The organism is Arthrobacter sp. FW306-04-A (assembly GCF_044358315.1).
In the GTDB taxonomy this organism is placed as follows: Bacteria; Actinomycetota; Actinomycetes; order Actinomycetales; family Micrococcaceae; genus Arthrobacter.
This window is the reverse complement of sequence record NZ_CP084559.1, coordinates 3,256,164-3,272,989: the sequence shown is the minus strand read 5'-3', so window position 1 is coordinate 3,272,989 and position 16,826 is coordinate 3,256,164. Positions and strand designations below refer to the sequence as shown.

General features: G+C 63.6%; 16 protein-coding genes. 12 read left to right on the top strand and 4 right to left on the bottom strand.

The window, feature by feature from the left end:
- Window positions 1-50: 50 nt before the first annotated feature.
- The 3 genes from treZ (at window position 51) to LFT43_RS15090 (ending at window position 4,157) form a co-directional block, all read left to right on the top strand.
- Window positions 51-1,808, top strand: coding sequence for a malto-oligosyltrehalose trehalohydrolase (treZ, locus tag LFT43_RS15100; protein ID WP_395798099.1), 1,758 nt, complete (start codon window positions 51-53; stop codon window positions 1,806-1,808).
- Window positions 1,809-1,868: 60 nt separating this feature from the next.
- Window positions 1,869-2,906: an L-glyceraldehyde 3-phosphate reductase gene (gene mgrA, locus LFT43_RS15095; protein WP_395798097.1), complete on the top strand. Its 1,038-nt coding sequence runs from the start codon at window positions 1,869-1,871 to the stop codon at window positions 2,904-2,906.
- A 165-nt stretch (window positions 2,907-3,071) separates the two neighbouring features.
- Window positions 3,072-4,157, top strand: a complete 1,086-nt coding sequence (locus LFT43_RS15090; protein WP_395798095.1) for an inositol-3-phosphate synthase — start codon at window positions 3,072-3,074, stop codon at window positions 4,155-4,157.
- 189 nt (window positions 4,158-4,346) lie between these two features.
- Here the strand turns inward: LFT43_RS15090 and LFT43_RS15085 are convergent, their stop codons facing one another.
- The 3 genes from LFT43_RS15085 to mshA form a co-directional block, all read right to left on the bottom strand.
- Window positions 4,347-5,306 carry a DUF559 domain-containing protein gene (locus LFT43_RS15085; protein WP_395798093.1) on the bottom strand — a complete coding sequence of 320 codons (960 nt, stop codon included), beginning with the start codon at window positions 5,304-5,306 and terminating at the stop codon, window positions 4,347-4,349.
- 136 nt (window positions 5,307-5,442) lie between these two features.
- On the bottom strand, window positions 5,443-7,137 hold the full coding sequence (locus tag LFT43_RS15080; RefSeq protein WP_395798091.1) for a formate--tetrahydrofolate ligase: 1,695 nt from the start codon (window positions 7,135-7,137) through the stop codon (window positions 5,443-5,445).
- 169 nt (window positions 7,138-7,306) lie between these two features.
- Window positions 7,307-8,551 (bottom strand): D-inositol-3-phosphate glycosyltransferase, encoded by a 1,245-nt coding sequence (gene mshA / locus LFT43_RS15075; protein ID WP_395798089.1) that lies wholly within the window; start codon window positions 8,549-8,551, stop codon window positions 7,307-7,309.
- A gap of 209 nt (window positions 8,552-8,760) precedes the next feature.
- On the opposite strand from mshA, the gene LFT43_RS15070 reads away from it, so the two are divergent.
- From LFT43_RS15070 to tsaD, 7 genes are all read left to right on the top strand, one after another.
- On the top strand, window positions 8,761-9,291 hold the full coding sequence (locus LFT43_RS15070; protein ID WP_395798087.1) for a GNAT family N-acetyltransferase: 531 nt from the start codon (window positions 8,761-8,763) through the stop codon (window positions 9,289-9,291).
- Between the two features lie 77 nt (window positions 9,292-9,368).
- Complete coding sequence (locus tag LFT43_RS15065; RefSeq protein WP_395798085.1) at window positions 9,369-10,475, top strand: carbohydrate kinase family protein; 1,107 nt, start codon at window positions 9,369-9,371, stop codon at window positions 10,473-10,475.
- 53 nt (window positions 10,476-10,528) lie between these two features.
- Window positions 10,529-11,734, top strand: a complete 1,206-nt coding sequence (gene alr / locus LFT43_RS15060; protein ID WP_395798083.1) for an alanine racemase — start codon at window positions 10,529-10,531, stop codon at window positions 11,732-11,734.
- Window positions 11,735-11,745: 11 nt separating this feature from the next.
- Complete coding sequence (gene tsaE, locus LFT43_RS15055; RefSeq protein WP_395798081.1) at window positions 11,746-12,321, top strand: tRNA (adenosine(37)-N6)-threonylcarbamoyltransferase complex ATPase subunit type 1 TsaE; 576 nt, start codon at window positions 11,746-11,748, stop codon at window positions 12,319-12,321.
- On the top strand, window positions 12,321-12,992 hold the full coding sequence (gene tsaB / locus LFT43_RS15050; RefSeq protein ID WP_395798079.1) for a tRNA (adenosine(37)-N6)-threonylcarbamoyltransferase complex dimerization subunit type 1 TsaB: 672 nt from the start codon (window positions 12,321-12,323) through the stop codon (window positions 12,990-12,992). The genes tsaE and tsaB overlap by 1 nt, the downstream gene beginning before the upstream one ends.
- A 44-nt stretch (window positions 12,993-13,036) precedes the next feature.
- Complete coding sequence (gene rimI, locus LFT43_RS15045; RefSeq protein ID WP_395803118.1) at window positions 13,037-13,477, top strand: ribosomal protein S18-alanine N-acetyltransferase; 441 nt, start codon at window positions 13,037-13,039, stop codon at window positions 13,475-13,477.
- The gene (gene tsaD / locus LFT43_RS15040) at window positions 13,474-14,604 is read left to right on the top strand and encodes a tRNA (adenosine(37)-N6)-threonylcarbamoyltransferase complex transferase subunit TsaD (protein ID WP_395798077.1); all 1,131 of its coding nucleotides are present in this window, start codon (window positions 13,474-13,476) and stop codon (window positions 14,602-14,604) included. Before rimI ends, tsaD begins: the two co-directional genes overlap by 4 nt.
- On the opposite strand, the gene LFT43_RS15035 is transcribed toward tsaD, so the two are convergent.
- On the bottom strand, window positions 14,588-15,778 hold the full coding sequence (locus LFT43_RS15035; RefSeq protein WP_395798075.1) for a glutamate--cysteine ligase: 1,191 nt from the start codon (window positions 15,776-15,778) through the stop codon (window positions 14,588-14,590). The two genes, tsaD and LFT43_RS15035, sit on opposite strands and share 17 nt — an antisense overlap.
- Window positions 15,779-15,910: 132 nt before the next feature.
- Between LFT43_RS15035 and LFT43_RS15030 the strand changes: the two genes are divergently transcribed.
- Window positions 15,911-15,964, top strand: coding sequence for a hypothetical protein (locus LFT43_RS15030; RefSeq protein WP_395803116.1), 54 nt, complete (start codon window positions 15,911-15,913; stop codon window positions 15,962-15,964).
- A 39-nt stretch (window positions 15,965-16,003) separates the two neighbouring features.
- Window positions 16,004-16,822, top strand: coding sequence for a shikimate 5-dehydrogenase (locus LFT43_RS15025; RefSeq protein WP_395798073.1), 819 nt, complete (start codon window positions 16,004-16,006; stop codon window positions 16,820-16,822).
- Window positions 16,823-16,826 lie beyond the last annotated feature (4 nt).

Sequence of the window (16,826 nt, the reverse complement as noted above, 5' to 3'; positions counted from 1 at the left end):
CACCAACGACGGCGGGCACCGATGCCCGGACGAGATGATTGAGGGGAGCCATGGCGGAGACGACCAGCGCGAGGAAACGATTCGATGTATGGGCCCCGTTTGCGGGGTCTGTCACTCTGCTTGCGGCAGGCCAGCACCACGAGATGCGGCCGCACGACGGCGGATCCACCGGCTGGTGGACTGCGGACGTCCCGCAAGGGGTCGGGACGGATTACGGCTACCTCGTGGACGGCGAGGGGCCTTTTCCCGACCCGAGGTCGAAGCGGCAACCGGACGGCGTCCATGGCCTGTCCCGCACCTTCGACGCCGCCTCCTATGCCTGGAACGACGCCGAATGGCCAGGCCGCGGGATCGGCGGCGCCGTCATCTATGAGCTCCACCTTGGGACCTTTACCCCGGAGGGCACACTGGACGCTGCGGCGGAAAAACTCGATTACCTCGTTGAATTGGGAGTCGACTTTGTAGAGCTTCTGCCCGTCAACGCCTTCAACGGTACCCACAACTGGGGGTACGACGGCGTGCTGTGGTTCGCGGTCCATGAAGCATATGGGGGACCCGAGGCCTACCAGCGATTTGTCGACGCCGCGCATGCTGCGGGACTGGGCGTGATTCAGGACGTGGTCTACAACCATCTTGGGCCAAGCGGGAACTATCTGCCGAAGTTTGGCCCGTACTTGAAGTCCGGGGAGGGCAACACCTGGGGCGATTCAGTGAATCTGGACGGACCCGGCTCCGACGAAGTCCGTCAATACATTCTTGATAATGCCGAAATGTGGTTGAGCGATTTCCACGTTGACGGACTGCGCCTCGATGCTGTGCACGCCCTCCGTGACGATCGCGCTGTGCATATCCTCGAGGACCTGGCCAGCCTTGGGTATGGGATCGAAGCTGAAACCGGTGTCCCCAAGACACTGATTGCCGAATCGGATCTGAACAACCCGCGCCTGATCTACCGCAGGGACGCCAACGGCTACGGGCTGGAAGCCCAGTGGAGCGACGACTTCCACCATGCGGTTCATGTGAACCTCACCGGTGAGACCGCCGGGTACTACGCGGATTTCGATTCCTTGGCCGCCTTGGCCAAAGTCCTTGAGCACGGTTTCTTCCACGACGGGAGCTACTCAAGCTTCCGCGGAAGGCATCATGGCAGGCCTATCCGCCCGGGTCTGGTCCATCCTGCCGCGTTGGTGGTGTGCAGCCAGAACCACGACCAAATCGGCAACCGAGCCGCCGGCGATCGCCTGAGTGCGAGCCTGTCTTACGGCAGGTTGGCGCTGGCCGCCGTCCTGACCATGACGTCCCCGTTCACGCCGATGCTGTTCATGGGGGAAGAGTTCGGTGCGTCCACGCCTTGGCAGTTCTTCACGTCGCACCCCGAGGAATGGCTGGCCAAGGCCACGGCAGAGGGCCGGCTCAAGGAATTCGAACGGATGGGCTGGGACCCTGCACTGGTCCCCAACCCGCAGGACCCGGAGACATTCAACCGTTCCAAGCTCAAGTGGGAGGAAATCAACGACGGCGATCACGCCCGGCTGCTGGAACTCTATCGAGCCTTGGCGAACCTCAGGCGCTCGACGCCGGACCTTGCCGCCGGTGGATTCACCGACACGCATGTTGACTTCAGCGAAGACGACCGGTGGCTAGTTCTCACCCGTGGCGTCGTGAGGGTCGCGTGCAACTTTGGGACGCAGCCTTTGACGAGGAACATGGACGGTGATCTCTTGCTCGCCACGGACCCCTCGGCCGCCGTCGGGAACGGGAAGCTGACAATCCCGGGGGAGAGCGCCGCCGTCGTACGCTTGAGGTGACCTTGACCACATGACGGACGCCGCAGTTTTGGCCCGCGAACGGGTGGCAGGATGGTGGGTATGACTTATTCGGCAGCGGAAAACCGCTATGAAACCATGCCCTACCGCCGCGTCGGACGCAGCGGTCTCAAACTTCCTGCCATCTCGTTGGGACTTTGGCACAACTTCGGCGATGATAAGCGTTTCGAGGAACAGCGCGCCATCCTGCGCCGTGCCTTCGATCTCGGGGTGAACCACTTTGACCTTGCCAACAACTATGGGCCGCCGGACGGTTCCGCGGAAACCAACTTTGGCCGCCACCTCCAGGACGACTTCAAGCCCTACCGCGATGAACTCGTCATTTCCACCAAGGCCGGCTACTACATGTGGCCCGGTCCCTACGGGGAATGGGGCTCCCGCAAGTACCTTCTCTCCAGCCTGGACCAGTCGCTGCAGCGCATGGGCCTGGACTACGTGGACATCTTCTACAGCCACCGCCCGGACCCCGAAACCCCGCTGGAAGAAACCATGGGCGCCTTGGACCACGCCGTCCGTTCCGGCAAGGCCCTCTATGCCGGTATCTCTTCCTACACTCCAGAACAGACTCTTGAGGCGGCCAGGATTCTCAAGGAGATGGGTACGCCGCTGCTCATCCACCAGCCCAGCTACTCCATGCTCAATCGGTGGACCGAGAACGGCAGTCCCAACCTGTACGAGGCACTTGACCGGGTAGGCGCTGGCTCCATCGCTTTCTCCCCGCTGGCACAGGGGATGCTCACCAACCGGTACCTGAATGGAATCCCGGCGGACTCACGCGCGGCCAAAGAGCGCTTCCTGTCAGAATCCGCACTGACGGAGGAAAAGCTGAGCCGGGTGCGTGGTTTGAATGGCATCGCCGAAGGACGTGGCCAGACCCTCGCCCAGATGGCTATCGCCTGGATCCTGCGCGAGCAGCCCAAGGGCTCACCTGTGACCTCGGCCTTGGTCGGCGCGTCAAGTGTCCCGCAGCTGGAGGACACTGTGTCCGCGATCGACAACCTCGACTTCACGTCAGGGGAACTGACTGCGATTGACGAGTTCGCCGTCGAATCCGACATCAATCTGTGGGCACAGAAGTAGATTCGGAAACTTAACAGAAGAACGGGGCCGGCCGGGAACAAAGCCGGCCCCGTTCGGGTTCGCTACAATGCAAAGAGCGCCGAACGGCGCTGTGCCTTTAAGACGCCGTCGTACATTCAGGTACAGACGCGCCAGGCACCTGAGGTTAGTGCTCAAAGGAGTTCCGTGTCTTCACATCCGATTCGTGTCGCCATTGTCGGTGTAGGTAACTGCGCCGCTTCGCTGGTCCAAGGTGTCCACTACTATCGCGATGCCGACCCCCAGGCCACGATTCCGGGTCTGATGCATGTTGAGTTCGGCAAGTACCACGTCAACGATGTCCAGTTCGTCGCTGCTTTCGATGTCGACAGCAAAAAGGTCGGCCTCGACCTTGCCGACGCCATCGGCGCCAGCGAGAACAACACCATCAAGATCGCCGATGTCCCTTCTACTGGCGTAACCGTGCAGCGTGGCCACACCCTGGACGGCCTGGGCAAGTATTACCGCGAGACCATCGTCGAGGCTCCGGAAGAGGCAGTGGACATCGTCGCCGCACTGCGTGAAGCCAAGGCCGACGTCATGGTCTGCTACCTGCCGGTTGGTTCCGAGGAAGCCGCGCACTTCTACGCGCAGTGCGCCATTGACGCTGGTGTTGCCTTCGTCAATGCTTTGCCCGTGTTCATTGCGGGCACCAAAGAATGGGCTGACAAGTTCACTGCAGCGGGTATCCCGATCGTTGGCGATGACATCAAGAGCCAGATCGGCGCCACCATCACGCACCGTGTCATGGCCAAGCTCTTCGAAGACCGCGGTGTCACCCTGGACCGCACGTACCAGCTGAACGTCGGCGGCAACATGGACTTCAAGAACATGCTGGAACGCGACCGCCTGGAGTCGAAGAAGATCTCCAAGACCCAGGCAGTGACCTCCAACGTCGAGGCCAAGCTCCACGCAGACGACGTCCACATCGGCCCGTCCGACTACGTCGCCTGGCTCGATGACCGCAAGTGGGCGTTTGTCCGCCTCGAAGGCCGCAACTTCGGCGATGCTCCGGTTTCGCTGGAATACAAGCTCGAGGTCTGGGACTCCCCGAACTCCGCCGGCGTGATCATCGATGCCATCCGCGCCGCCAAGATCGGCCTGGACCGTGGTATCGGCGGCCCGCTGCTCTCTGCTTCCAGCTACTTCATGAAGTCCCCGCCCGAGCAGTTCAACGACGACCTCGCCCGCGAAAAGGTCGAAGCCTTCATCCGCGGCGACGTCGAGCGCTAACCTCCCGCCGCCCCTCGCTCACCTATGTGGGGTTTTGGCCGGACACCCGCTCGCCTGTGTGGGGTTTTGGCCGGACGCCCGCTCGCCTTTAAGTGAGCGGGTGTCTGTCGTTTAACTCTCGCTCACTTGTGTGGGGTTTTGGCCGGACGCCCGCTCACTTGTGTGGGGTTTTGGCCGGACGCCCGCTCACTACACGGCGTTTGCAAAGCCAGATGCGACGGCGGGATCCACCCAGGCCGATCGCAGCGCCTTCTTGATCTTCTTGGTTGCCAATTCGAAACCATCTGCCAAATCGTTCTTGCGGAACACGAGCACAGTCCATCCGGCTGCTTCGAAGGTTTTGTCCCGGCGTCGATCGCTCAGCGACTGTGCCTCCACGAGGTGATGGCCGCCGTCGTACTGAATTGCCACGCGCCTTTGGCGGAAGCCCAAATCCGCCGACGGCGAGAACGGATCGGCACACCACAGCCTGATTTGAAGCTCGGGTTCGGGGATTCCCGCGTCCAACATCGCCAAGCGAAGCAAGGACTCCGGCGCGGAATCCGCCCCCACGCGCATCAGCTCCAGCGCTTGCCGGGCACGCACGACGCCTTGCAAGTTTGGATGCCGGCCCACCAGGGCGCGCAGCTCTTCAATGGTCGCGAACGGGGCGTCCCGGCCCTCCAAGGACTGCCGGGGCACGCGAATCAACTCGTCGCCCATGCAGATGAGGTCGTTCAAAGGAAGCAGCCGAGCCATGTCCAGCCAGGTACGAGTCCGCGTGCTGATCCGCATTCCACCAACGGATTCGACCTCGTCTTCGGCCGCGATCACGGTATGGCCGATCACGCCTTTGCGGCGAGCTCCGGGCAATGACCGGGGCTTGCTGAGATGCAGCTCTGTCGAGTCCGCGAGCCAGGTTGGAAGGCAAGAACAGCGAAGTCGAGCTGCCGTCACATGGGAAATCCAGCCACCGGGCGTAGCAGTCGAGAGCGCGCGGGCGGCCGACTCGAGATCGAAGTCCCAGCCGGCAGGGCGATAAATGCCGCGGCTGACGCTTTGGACGTCGGCGCGGAGGAGGCGGCCGCGCTGGACACCTTGGGCTTGAGCCTCCGCGAGCGTGAACGGTCGTGAAAGCAGTTCAACGGGAAGGGCAAACTCGTTTCGCATACCCGCATTGTTACCCAAACGGCAGGGCGCCTGCAGAAGTTATCCACAGGCTCGGGATTCGCTCGACGGACGGGGCATTCCGACGAGCCGTAGGTGAGCGGGCGTTTGTCGAAAAGGCGCCGTAAGTGAGCGGGCGTTAGAAGAGGCCCACCGGATTGCCGTGCTCATCGACGTCCATGCGCATCGCGGCCGGCTCCTTAGGTAATCCCGGCATCGTCATGACCGCACCGGTCAGCGCAACAATGAAGCCCGCCCCGGTCTTGGGGATCAGCTCGCGCACGTGCACCGTGAAACCCTTGGGGGCGCCCAACTGCGAGGCATCGTCGGTGAATGAATACTGCGTCTTGGCCATGCAAACCGGCATTCCGCTCCAGCCATTTTTCCGAATGTCCGCCAAACGCCTGAGCGCGGGGACCGAGAACTCTACGCCGTCGGCACCATAGATTTCCTGCACGATCGTGCGGATCTTGTCCTCCACAGACAGGCTCAGAGGATACAAATGCCGGAAGTCCGACGGCGCTGCTGCCTCCACCGCGGCAGCGACCTTCGCCGCGAGCTCGTCACCGCCGTCGCCCCCTCCACCTCGACCCCAGACATCCGCTACCGCAGCCTGCACTCCCTCCTGGGCGCACCAAGCCAGCAGCCATTCGAGCTCTTCAGGCGTGTCCGAGGCGAACTTGTTGATGGCAATAACCGGTGTGACGCCGAACTTCTCGACATTGTGCACGTGCCGTTTCAAGTTCTCGACGCCGGCGGCGAGTGCCTCGACGTTCGGCTCCTTGAGCAGCTCCTTCGGGACGCCGCCTTGCATCTTGAGCGCCCTGATAGTCGCCACAACGACGACGGCGGAGGGCGCCACGTCCGCGATGCGAGCCTTGATGTCCATGTACTTTTCGGCGCCAAGATCGGCACCGAATCCGGCTTCCGTGACCACGATGTCTGCGAGCTGTTGGGCCGTTCGGGTAGCGATGAGCGAGTTGCAGCCGTGAGCGATGTTGGCGAACGGGCCTCCATGGACCAGCGCGGGGGTGCCTGCGATTGTCTGTACGAGGTTCGGTTTGATGGCGTCCTTGAGCAGCATGGTCAGCGCGCCCTGGACCCCCAGATCGGCCACGGTGACTGGCATCCGACCGTAGCTGTATCCGAAAGTGATCCGGCCCAGGCGCTCGCGGAGATCGTCCAGATCCGTGGCGAGGCAAAACACGGCCATGATCTCGGAAGCCACGGTGATGTCGAAGCCGTCCTGCCGCGGTACACCTTGAGCAGGGCCGCCCAAGCCGATGATGACCTCCCGGAGGGACCGGTCATTCATATCTAGGACCCGCTTGAAGGTCATGCGGCGGGGATCGATGTTGAGCTCGTTGCCTTGGAAGATGTGGTTGTCCACGAGCGCCATGAGGGCGTTGTTGGCCGAGGTGATCGCGTGGAAGTCGCCTGTGAAATGCAGGTTGATCTCGTCCATGGGAAGAACTTGGGAGTAGCCGCCGCCAGTCGCTCCGCCCTTCATGCCCAGGATCGGTCCAAGGGACGGTTCGCGCAGTGCGATCATCACCCGGTGACCGGCCCGTGCCAAGGAATCGGCGAGGCCCACTGTCGTGGTGGACTTTCCCTCACCTGCGGGGGTCGGAGACATGGCCGAAACGAGGACTATCTTGCCGGCGCGCTTGGCTTCAGGGAGGCGGAGCTTGGCGGGATCGACTTTCGCTTTGAACCGACCGTACAGATCCAGGGCATCGACATTGATCCCGGCCCGCTCCGCGATCTCCTCGATGGGACGTATGGCTGCATTCTGGGCAATTTCAAGGTCGCTCAAGATCCTGTTTTCAGACATCTTTGTCCTCAGCTCTGTACGGAACACTGTGCGCGACAATCTATCAGGCGAGTCCACATAGGTGAGTGGGCGTCGTCGGGATTGCCCTCATAGGTGAGTGGGCGTCGTCGGGATTGGCCACACAGGTGAGTGGGCGTCGCCGGAATTGCCGACATAGGTGAAGGAGGGTTTAGCTTGGGCGGACCAGGACGGCGCCGATGGCCGCTTGGTAGCTCTCAAGAGCGATGGCCGCAGTCCTCTGCCAGCCGAAGGCTTCCGCATGTACGGCAGCCGCGCGGCCCATGTCTTCACGGGTCCGGGAATCGTCGTACAGGGCTTCGATGACGTCGGCCCAGCGAGACGGATCGTGGCCGTCCACCAAAATACCTGTCCGCCCATCCGCAATGGCTCGCGACAGCCCGCCCACGTTGGCGGCCACCACCGGGGTGCCGCATGCCTGGGCCTCAAGTGCAACAAGCCCAAACGATTCGCTGAAGGAGGGCATCACCACGACGTCGGCCGAACGGAACCAGGCCGCCAGCTTCGGGGCCTTGACCGGCGCCCGGTGGGTCACGACGTCGTCGAGCCCCGCGGCCGCAATGAAGGATTGCAGGTTGAAGTCCTTGGCGCCGCTCAGGGCGCCTAGGATGGTCAGCTCGAGGTCGATATCGGGCCGCCGTTTGCGGAGGACCCCGGCGGCTTCGATGAAGACCTGCGGGCCCTTGAGCCGTTGGATGCGTCCGGCGAACAGGAGGTGGAAACTGCCGGGCCGCACGCCGAGCTCGGCACGGGACCGGGCCCGGAACGCCGGAGTGAACACGGTGAGGTCAACGCCTGGGGGTGCGACGTCGATGTGATCGAAATCGGCGTTGTAGTGCGAGACCAGTTCCTGGGCTTCGGCTGGAGTGTTGGCTACGAGGCGCGTTGCCCCCTCCACGATCCTGTGCTCTCCGTCTTCCCGCAGTCGCGGTTCGGGGCGTTCTCCGGATTGCAGCACGAGGTTCTTGACCTTGGCCATGGTGTGCATCGTATGGATCAGCGGTACGTTCCACAGCGCCGAGAGTTCCAGACCGGCCACACCGGACACCCAGTAGTGCGAATGGATGGCGTCGTAGCGGCCGTGCGGCTGCCGCTGCCGGATCCTCTCGATTTCGGCGACCATGGTGTGGAGGAGCTCAGGAAGTTCCTCTTTGGGCAGCTTCCGGGGCGGCCCCGCCAAAACGTTGTGGACGCAGACGCCGGGACCGGGGTGTTCGACGGCGGGTTGCTCGGTGGACGTTGAACGCGTGAAGATCTCTACTTCCACGCCGAGATCGGCCAGCGCCATGGCCAGGGCCCGGACGTAGACATTCATGCCGCCGGCATCGCCCGAACCGGGCTGTTCCATGGGGGAGGTGTGGAGCGACAGGAACGCCACGCGACGGATCATCGACACGGCCTACCTCCTGTACCCAACGATCAATTCAACAAGTTCCCCAAGGCGCAACATTGCTGTGCCTCAGCGAAAACACTACTCCTGACATCCGCGGCGTCGCAGCCCGGTCAACAGCCCAGCCCGTCAACTGCGCAGCCCGGTCAACAGCGCAGCCCGGTCAACACGGTGGCCAGCGCACCAACGCTAGATTGGCTGCTACCGTAACGGGCGTGAGCCAATCAAACACTGAAGCAGCAACGTCAACAGCCGCAAAATACGAGATCCGGCCGGCGCAGGCAAGCGACTGGCCCGGGATTTGGGCTGTTCTTGAACCCGTGATCCGTGCGGGGGAGACATTCACTTGGGATCGGGACACGTCCGAAGAAACGGCGCGGAGCAAATGGTTCAAGGAAGCCCCCGGCCAAACTTTTGTGGCGGTGCGCGACGGCGAGGTACTGGGTACCGGTGAACTGCACGCCAACCAGGGCGGCGGGGGAAGCCACGTGGCCAACGCCGGCTACATGGTCCACGCCAATCACGGAGGGCAGGGCATCGCACGAGCACTTTGTGCCTATTCCTTGGCTGCCGCCCGGGACGCCGGGTTCAAGGCCATGCAGTTCAACGCCGTCGTCGAAAGCAACGTCCGCGCGGTGGGTCTGTGGCAGTCCATGGGCTTCCGCATTCTGGCGACCATTCCCGGGGCCTTCCAGCACCCAACCCTTGGCTATGTAGGCCTGCACGTCATGTACCAGGAACTCTAGGGCCCCAGCCGAGAGCATGTGCGGACCTCCCCTCCGAAGGCTATGCACATACGTGACTGCGGCGTAGTCTGCGGTGCATGGACGCAACGCCCAGGGCTGGATTCGATCCCCTCGCCGCCATCCGCGGAGATGCGAACGGCGCAGGGGATGATTCCGGCTGCGACCTTCTGCTGACGGGCACCGTCTTCCAGGACATCATCTTCACCGGACTGGACCATAGTCCGGAACCGGGGACCGAGGTGTGGAGCCAAGGCATGGGCACATGCCCGGGCGGCGTGGCCAACCAAGCCATCGCGGCCGCACGGCTTGGGCTGAGGACTAGCCTGGCGGCGGCCTTCGGAGATGACGGGTACGGGGACTTCAACTGGCGGATTCTAGAGAGCCAGGAGCACGTGGATCTCTCCCTCTCAAGGAGGTTCGAGGGCTGGCACTCCCCGGTCACCGTTTCGTTGTGCGTCGATCACGATCGTTCCATGGTCACCCACGGACACCCTGCGCCCATGAGCGCATCCGAACTGATTGGCGAGCCCCCCAAGGCGCTAGCCGCCGTCGCGGAACTAGGCGAGGAACCAGAGCCCTGGATGCTTGCGGCGAACAAAACCGGCGTCAAACTCTTCGGCGACGCCGGATGGGACCCGACTGGGCAGTGGTCCTCGAAGCGGCTTGACCAGCTCAGTAATTTCCACGCCTTCATGCCCAACCAGCGGGAAGCGATGGCCTTCACCGGCAAGGACAATCCGTGGTCTGCGCTTTACGCGCTCGCCGACCGCGTTCCGGTGGCCGTAGTGACGCTCGGAGCCCAAGGGGCTATGGCTGTGGATTCCGAAACCGGTGAGGAGGAATGGGTGCCGTCCCTTCCGGTGACGGCATACGACCCCACGGGTGCAGGTGACTGCTTCGGCGCGGCGTTCGTTGTGGGCTGCCTGGCGGGCTGGCCCCTGGGGGACAGGCTCCGCTTCGCCAACCTTTGCGCCGCGTTGGCGGTGCAGGAGGTGGGAGGCTCACTGGCTGCTCCCGGCTGGGGAGACATCGCCGATTGGTGGCAACGCGCCAACGCCCGGCGGGAGCGGCAGTCCAGCCAATGGCTCAAACGGTTCGCGTTCCTGGAAGACATAGTCCGTGACGTCCCGCCCGGAGCCCAGCGGCGCGCATCGGCGACTATCGCCCACAACTCGGATGCTTGAGCTGCGCTGGCTCCCAGGCAATCCCTGTGCCGCGGCGGCACTAGAATCGTGAGGTGACTTACGAAGCAGCTGCCAGTTTCGAGCCCGCGACGAAATCGGGTTCGGCAACGGTCCTCGAACGATCAGCCGTCATCGACTTGGATGCTGTCCGGCACAATGTGCGCCAATTCGTGGCTATCGCCTCGCCCGCCAACGTCATGGCCGTGGTCAAGGCCGATGCCTACGGACATGGAGCCATCCAGGTGGCACGGGCAGCCCTTGACGCCGGTGCCCGCTGGCTCGGCGTCGCCCATATTTCGGAGGCCCTGGCGCTCCGCGCTGCCGGAATCGACGCACCCCTGCTGGCGTGGTTGCACACCACCGAAAGCAACTTCCAGGCGGCAGTTGCCGCCGGCGTCGACGTCGGGATTTCCGGCTGGGAACTGGACGCCGTGGTCGCTGCGGCACGCGAACAGGAACGTCCGGCCCGCATTCACCTGAAGGTGGACACTGGCTTGGGGCGCAATGGCTCCACGATCGACCAATGGGACAAATTGGTGGGCCAGGCCATGGAATACCAGGACGAAGGCCTCCTGCGCGTGGTGGGTATCTTCTCTCACTTGGCCGTAGCCGATGAACCCCACCGCCCGGAGACCGATGAGCAATTGGCGGCCTTCCGGGAAGCGATCGCCGTGGCCGAGGACGCCGGGGTGGACACGGAAGTGCGGCATTTGGCCAACACGCCGGCAACGCTTTCCCGCCCGGACGCCCACTTCGACCTAGTCCGCGTGGGGCTCGGACTCTACGGGCTGTCCCCTTTCGAAGGACAAAGCTCCGCGGAGCTTGGCCTCCGACCCGCTATGACGGTCCGCACCCTTGTCTCCAACTGCAAACGAGTGCCCGAGGGCCAGGGTGTGTCTTACGGACTCAACTACCGGACTTCCAGCGAGAGCACCCTGGGCCTCATCCCGCTCGGCTACGCCGACGGCGTGCCGCGCATCGCCACCGGCGGCCCGGTGCGCGTCAACGGAGTCAACTACCCCGTTGTGGGGCGGATTGCCATGGACCAGATGGTCATTGACCTCGGGAATGTGCGGGCTGAGGCAGCGAGTTTGCTGGGTGCTGAAGCCGTCATGTTTGGCGATGGCGCCGACGGTGGCCCGACAGCGGACGACTGGGCCGCCGCGGCCGGCACCAACAACTACGAGATCGTCACCCGCATCAGCCCCCGGGTCCCGCGGATCTACATCAATGAGACTCCGGAAGCGGATGCCCGGTGAGCGGGACACCCGTGAGTGAGGCAGCGTGGGAGCGCACCGTCAGGGTCGCGACGGCGGAGCAGACACACGCTTTGGGCTCGGCACTCGGTGAGGTGCTTGAGCGGGGAGACCTGCTGGTCCTGACAGGCGAACTCGGCGCAGGCAAGACCACCTTCACCCAGGGACTCGGCGAAGGCCTGGGCGTCCGCGCCGGGGTCATCTCGCCCACGTTCGTCCTGGTGCGGATCCACCCCAACCTGCCCAACGGTCCGCGACCCGGCGGCCCTGATCTGGTCCACGTTGATGCCTACCGGCTTGCCTCCGCAGCGGAGATCGACGATATCGATCTCGAAAACACCATGGACAGCTCGGTGACCGTGGTCGAGTGGGGGCGCGAGCGCGTGGAACACCTTGCGGACAGCCGCCTGGACATCGAGATGCATCGGACCGTCGGTGGCTCGGATGCGGCGGTCGCCACCCGGGAAGCGGGCCGCGACGCGGTGCTGGACTTCGACCCCGAGGACGACGACGAACCACGCACCATCGTCTTCCGCGGCTTTGGCCCACGGTGGAGCACCGTCCCCGAAATACTGGAAGAGAACGCCTGATGTTGATCCTGGCCATTGACACTTCGGCCGTGGCGAGCGCTGCGCTCATCTCGGACGATGCACTGGAGGGCGTGGTAGAGTCCTTCGCTACCGAAGACACCCGCAGCCATGCCGAGGTCCTGGCGCCTGGCATTGAGAAACTCATGAGCGACGCCGGTGTTAGCGGAGCAGACATCGACCTCATCGTCACCGGCGTCGGCCCGGGGCCGTTCACGGGGCTCCGTTCGGGGATCGCGACCGCCCGCACGTTGGCATTTGCCTGGAACAAACCGCTATTCGGCCTCATGAGCCTCGACGCGATCGCTTTGGAAGTGGCAGAGTCCACCGAGGCGCAGGCCGAGTTCCTCGTGGCGACGGATGCCCGGCGCAAGGAGGTCTACTGGGCGCGCTACACGCTCAATGAAGGCCAGCTCCCCCAACTTGCGGACGGTCCACACGTGGGCTTCGCCTCGGAACTGCCGGATCTCACCGTCTTCGGGGCTGGGGGTGGCATCTACGCCGAGATCGTCAACGCGAACGAGGAATTCAGCACCACCCAACCCGACGCAGCGTCGCTGGGCCAGTTCGCCATGGCCCTGATCGCGGCCGGCGCGGAACTGCCGGACTCCACACCCTTGTACCTGCGGGAATCGGACGCGCAAGTGCCTGGTCCCAGGAAGCGTGCCCTGTGAGTACCTCACACCAGCTCAAACTCGATGGCGTGACCTTGCGTGACATGACCGCTGACGATGTCACCGCCGTCGAGGTCCTGGAGCGCCGGTTATTCCCGGTGGATGCCTGGCCGATGCAGATGTTCTTCGATGAACTTGCCCAGGTGGATACCCGCCGCTACGTGGTGGCCGAAGCTGGCGGGCAGATTGTGGCCTATGCCGGCCTCATGTGTATCGAGCCAATCGCAGATGTGCAGACGATCGCCGTCGTGCCCGAGTTCGAAGGCAGGGGGATTGGCTCCGCTATCCTCACCGAACTCATTGAAGAGGCCAGAGGGCGCGGTGCGACGGAGGTCCTCTTGGAAGTCCGTGCGGACAATCCCCGCGCCCAGGCCTTGTACGTGCGGTTCGGCTTCGAGCAGATCCACGTCCGGCGGCGCTACTACCGTGACGGCACGGACGCCCTCATCATGAGGCTGACATTGACTGAAGGAATCCCGGCGTGAACCTGCCCAGCCACGTGAACCACTCCAACTCTGTCCAGCCGCTCGTGCTGGGGATCGAGTCCTCCTGCGACGAAACCGGCGTCGGGATTGTCCGGGGCACCACCCTGTTGACCAACACGGTGTCCTCTTCGATGGATGAGCATGTCCGTTTTGGCGGCGTCATTCCTGAGATCGCTTCCCGTGCGCATTTGGACGCCTTCGTTCCCACGCTGCAGGAGGCCCTGCACGGGGCCGGAGTGACGCTGGACGACATCGATGCGATCGCCGTGACCTCCGGGCCTGGTTTGGCAGGTGCGCTCATGGTTGGTGTCTGCGCAGCCAAGGCACTTTCTGTTGCCACGGGCAAGCCGCTCTATGCCATCAACCACTTGGTGGCACACGTCGGCGTCGGGCTCCTTGACGGAAACGTGGGCGGCGGCGCTGCGGGACTCGGCGCCGGCGGGCGGCTGCCGGAGAACCTCGGTGCGTTGCTGGTTTCAGGTGGACATACGGAAATCCTTCGTATCCGCAGCATCACCGACGACGTCGAGATGCTCGGTTCCACCATCGACGACGCAGCGGGGGAGGCTTACGACAAAGTGGCCAGGCTGCTGGGCCTTGGCTACCCGGGCGGGCCGGCCATCGACAAACTTGCGAAGAAGGGCAACGCCAAGGCCATCCGCTTCCCGCGCGGATTGACCCAACCCAAGTACATGGGAACCGTCGAGGAACCCGGACCGCATCGTTACGATTGGTCCTTCAGCGGGCTCAAGACCGCCGTCGCCCGCTGTGTAGAACAGTTCGAAGCGCGCGGCGAGGACGTCCCCTTGGCCGATATCGCCGCCGCATTCCAGGAAGCAGTGGTGGACGTTATCACCTCCAAGGCTGTGTTGGCCTGCAGGGAGAACGGCATTACGGATCTCCTCCTCGGTGGTGGCGTTGCAGCCAACTCCCGGCTCCGCGAACTGACCGGGCAGCGCTGCAGCTCTGCGGGGATCACGTTGCATGTGCCGCCGTTGGCGCTGTGCACCGACAACGGCGCCATGGTTGCGGCCTTGGGCTCGCAGCTCATCATGGCGGGAATCAGTCCAAGCGGCGTCGCTTTTGCTCCGGATTCTTCCCTGCCGGTGACTACGGTTTCGGTGTAGGCGCCGGAATCCGGTCCGAAGTCCAGGCGGTCGGAACGGACCGCATTTGCTGTACGAGGTCCTGGACAACGGCATGAAGATCGCCGTCGTGCTGGGCAGCGACGCGGCGTTGGCGCTGGTATCCCGCTCCGCGGGCGATGATCTTTTCGACGTCGGCCAGTTCCTCCGAGCAACCGAGCTTTTCCGCGACGGGCGCCAGGCGGAGCAGGGTTTCCTTTAGGTGATCGGTGACAAGCTGCTCATTGCCTTCGGCATCGAGGATGATGATCGCCTCCATGCCGTAGCGGGCCGCCCGCCACTTGTTTTCCTGGATATGCCACGGCGGCATGGTGGGAATACTGCCGCCGTTGTCCAGAATCGTGGAGAACTCATCCACCAAGCACTGGGTCAGGGCTGCAACAGCGCCGACTTCCTCGAGGGTGGCCAGGCCATCGCAAATGCGCATCTCGATGGTGCCCAAATTCGGTACGGGACGGATATCCCAGCGAATTTCGGACAGCGTGTCGATCACTCCTGTGGTGAACATGTCCTGGACATAGGACTCATATTCAGCCCAGCTGGGGAATTGGAAAGGCAACCCTGCCGTGGGCAGCTGTTGGAACATGAGGGCGCGTTGTGACGCGTATCCAGTGTCTTCGCCACCCCAGAACGGGCTCGAGGCGGATAAGGCCTGGAAATGGGGAAAGTAGTTGACAAGCCCGTCGAGAATGGGGAGCGCCTTGTCCCTCCGGTCCAGGCCGACGTGGACGTGGACCCCGTAGATGACCATTTGCCGTCCCCACCATTGGGTGCGATCGATCAGTTTGGCATAGCGCTCTTTGTCCGAGACGGGTTGAAGCTGCGGCGGGCTGAAAGGATGGCTTCCGGCGCAGAAAAGCTCCACACCCATGGGGTCCGTAACCTCCCTGACGGCCTGCAGGGACCGGGCCAGGTCTTCCTTGGCTTCCTTGACGGTGTTGCACACGCCCGTGACCAGTTCCACGGTGTTCAGGAGCAACTCCCGCTTGATGTGCGGATGCTCGTCGTCTTCGTTCAAGTCCGGATGCCGGGAGGCCACGCCGCGGAGGACCTCATTCGCGACCGAGACCAATTCGCCGGTGCGTGCGTTGACGAGCGCCAGCTCCCATTCCACCCCAAGTGTCGACTGCCTGGATGGAGCGAAATCAATCTGCACGTAGGTCCCCTCGGTGATATGCCAAACGCCTGAGCAACGCCCGCCGTGGGGCCGTCAGCGGTTGGCTCAAGTCTAATGCAGGGGCGGTACGGTACCGCATGGGCGGAAACCTGAGGATAACGAGCTCTTGTCATCAACAAGTCGAATCCACGCTTCAAGGCGCGCCAAGGCCAGCTCCCCGTCTAGGCTGGCACAGAACCCCCGCTACGTGAAGGAAGTCCCGTTATGCCGATCCTCAACAAAGACATGACGCTCTGTATCTCCCTCTCGGCCCGGCCGAGCAACAACGGAACACGCTTCCACAATTTCCTTTACGAGGCGCTCGGCCTGAACTGGATCTACAAGGCCTTCGCCCCCACGGACTTGGCCAACGCGATCGCCGGCGTGCGCGGCCTGGGCATCCGCGGCTGCGCCGTTTCGATGCCCTACAAGGAAGACGTCATCGCACTCGTGGATCGGATGGACGTATCGGCCGCCGCGATCGACTCGGTCAACACGATTGTCAACGATGCCGGTGTACTGACGGCCTACAACACGGACTACACCGCGATCGCCCAGCTGATCGAGCGCAATGCGATCGACCCGGCGTCGTCCGTGCTGCTCCGCGGCTCCGGCGGCATGGCCAAGGCCACCGCGGCGGCCTTCCGCGACGCTGGATTCTCGCGAGTCACCGTCGTTGCCCGGAACGAAAAGATCGGGCAGTCCCTTGCGGGGCTCTATGGCTTCGGCTGGCAGGCCGAAGTAGGGGAGTCGACGGCGGACGTGCTCGTCAACGTGACCCCGATCGGAATGGCCGGCGGACCGGAGTCCGGCTCACTGTCCTTCCCCGAACAGGCGGTGGCGGCCGCACACGTGGTGTTCGACGTCGTCGCCCTCCCTGCAGAGACGCCGCTCATCAGGGCCGGCCGCGCGGCAGGCAAGGCCGTGATCAGCGGCGCCGAGGTAGCCACCATCCAAGCGCTTGAACAGTTCGTGCTTTACACGGGGGTCACCCCGACGCCGGAGCAAGTGGCCGCGGCGGAGGAGTTCACACGCGCCCAGTAGGTTG

What these genes read in the sequence shown, in the direction of transcription:
- treZ (WP_395798099.1), top strand. Translation starts at nt 51, where the DNA reads ATGGCGGAGACGACCAGCGCGAGGAAACGATTCGATGTATGGGCCCCG.
- mgrA (WP_395798097.1), top strand. Translation starts at nt 1,869, where the DNA reads ATGACTTATTCGGCAGCGGAAAACCGCTATGAAACCATGCCCTACCGC.
- LFT43_RS15085 (WP_395798093.1), bottom strand. Translation starts at nt 5,306, where the DNA reads ATGCGAAACGAGTTTGCCCTTCCCGTTGAACTGCTTTCACGACCGTTC.
- LFT43_RS15080 (WP_395798091.1), bottom strand. Translation starts at nt 7,137, where the DNA reads ATGTCTGAAAACAGGATCTTGAGCGACCTTGAAATTGCCCAGAATGCA.
- LFT43_RS15065 (WP_395798085.1), top strand. Translation starts at nt 9,369, where the DNA reads ATGGACGCAACGCCCAGGGCTGGATTCGATCCCCTCGCCGCCATCCGC.
- tsaB (WP_395798079.1), top strand. Translation starts at nt 12,321, where the DNA reads ATGTTGATCCTGGCCATTGACACTTCGGCCGTGGCGAGCGCTGCGCTC.
- rimI (WP_395803118.1), top strand. Translation starts at nt 13,037, where the DNA reads ATGACCGCTGACGATGTCACCGCCGTCGAGGTCCTGGAGCGCCGGTTA.
- LFT43_RS15025 (WP_395798073.1), top strand. Translation starts at nt 16,004, where the DNA reads ATGCCGATCCTCAACAAAGACATGACGCTCTGTATCTCCCTCTCGGCC.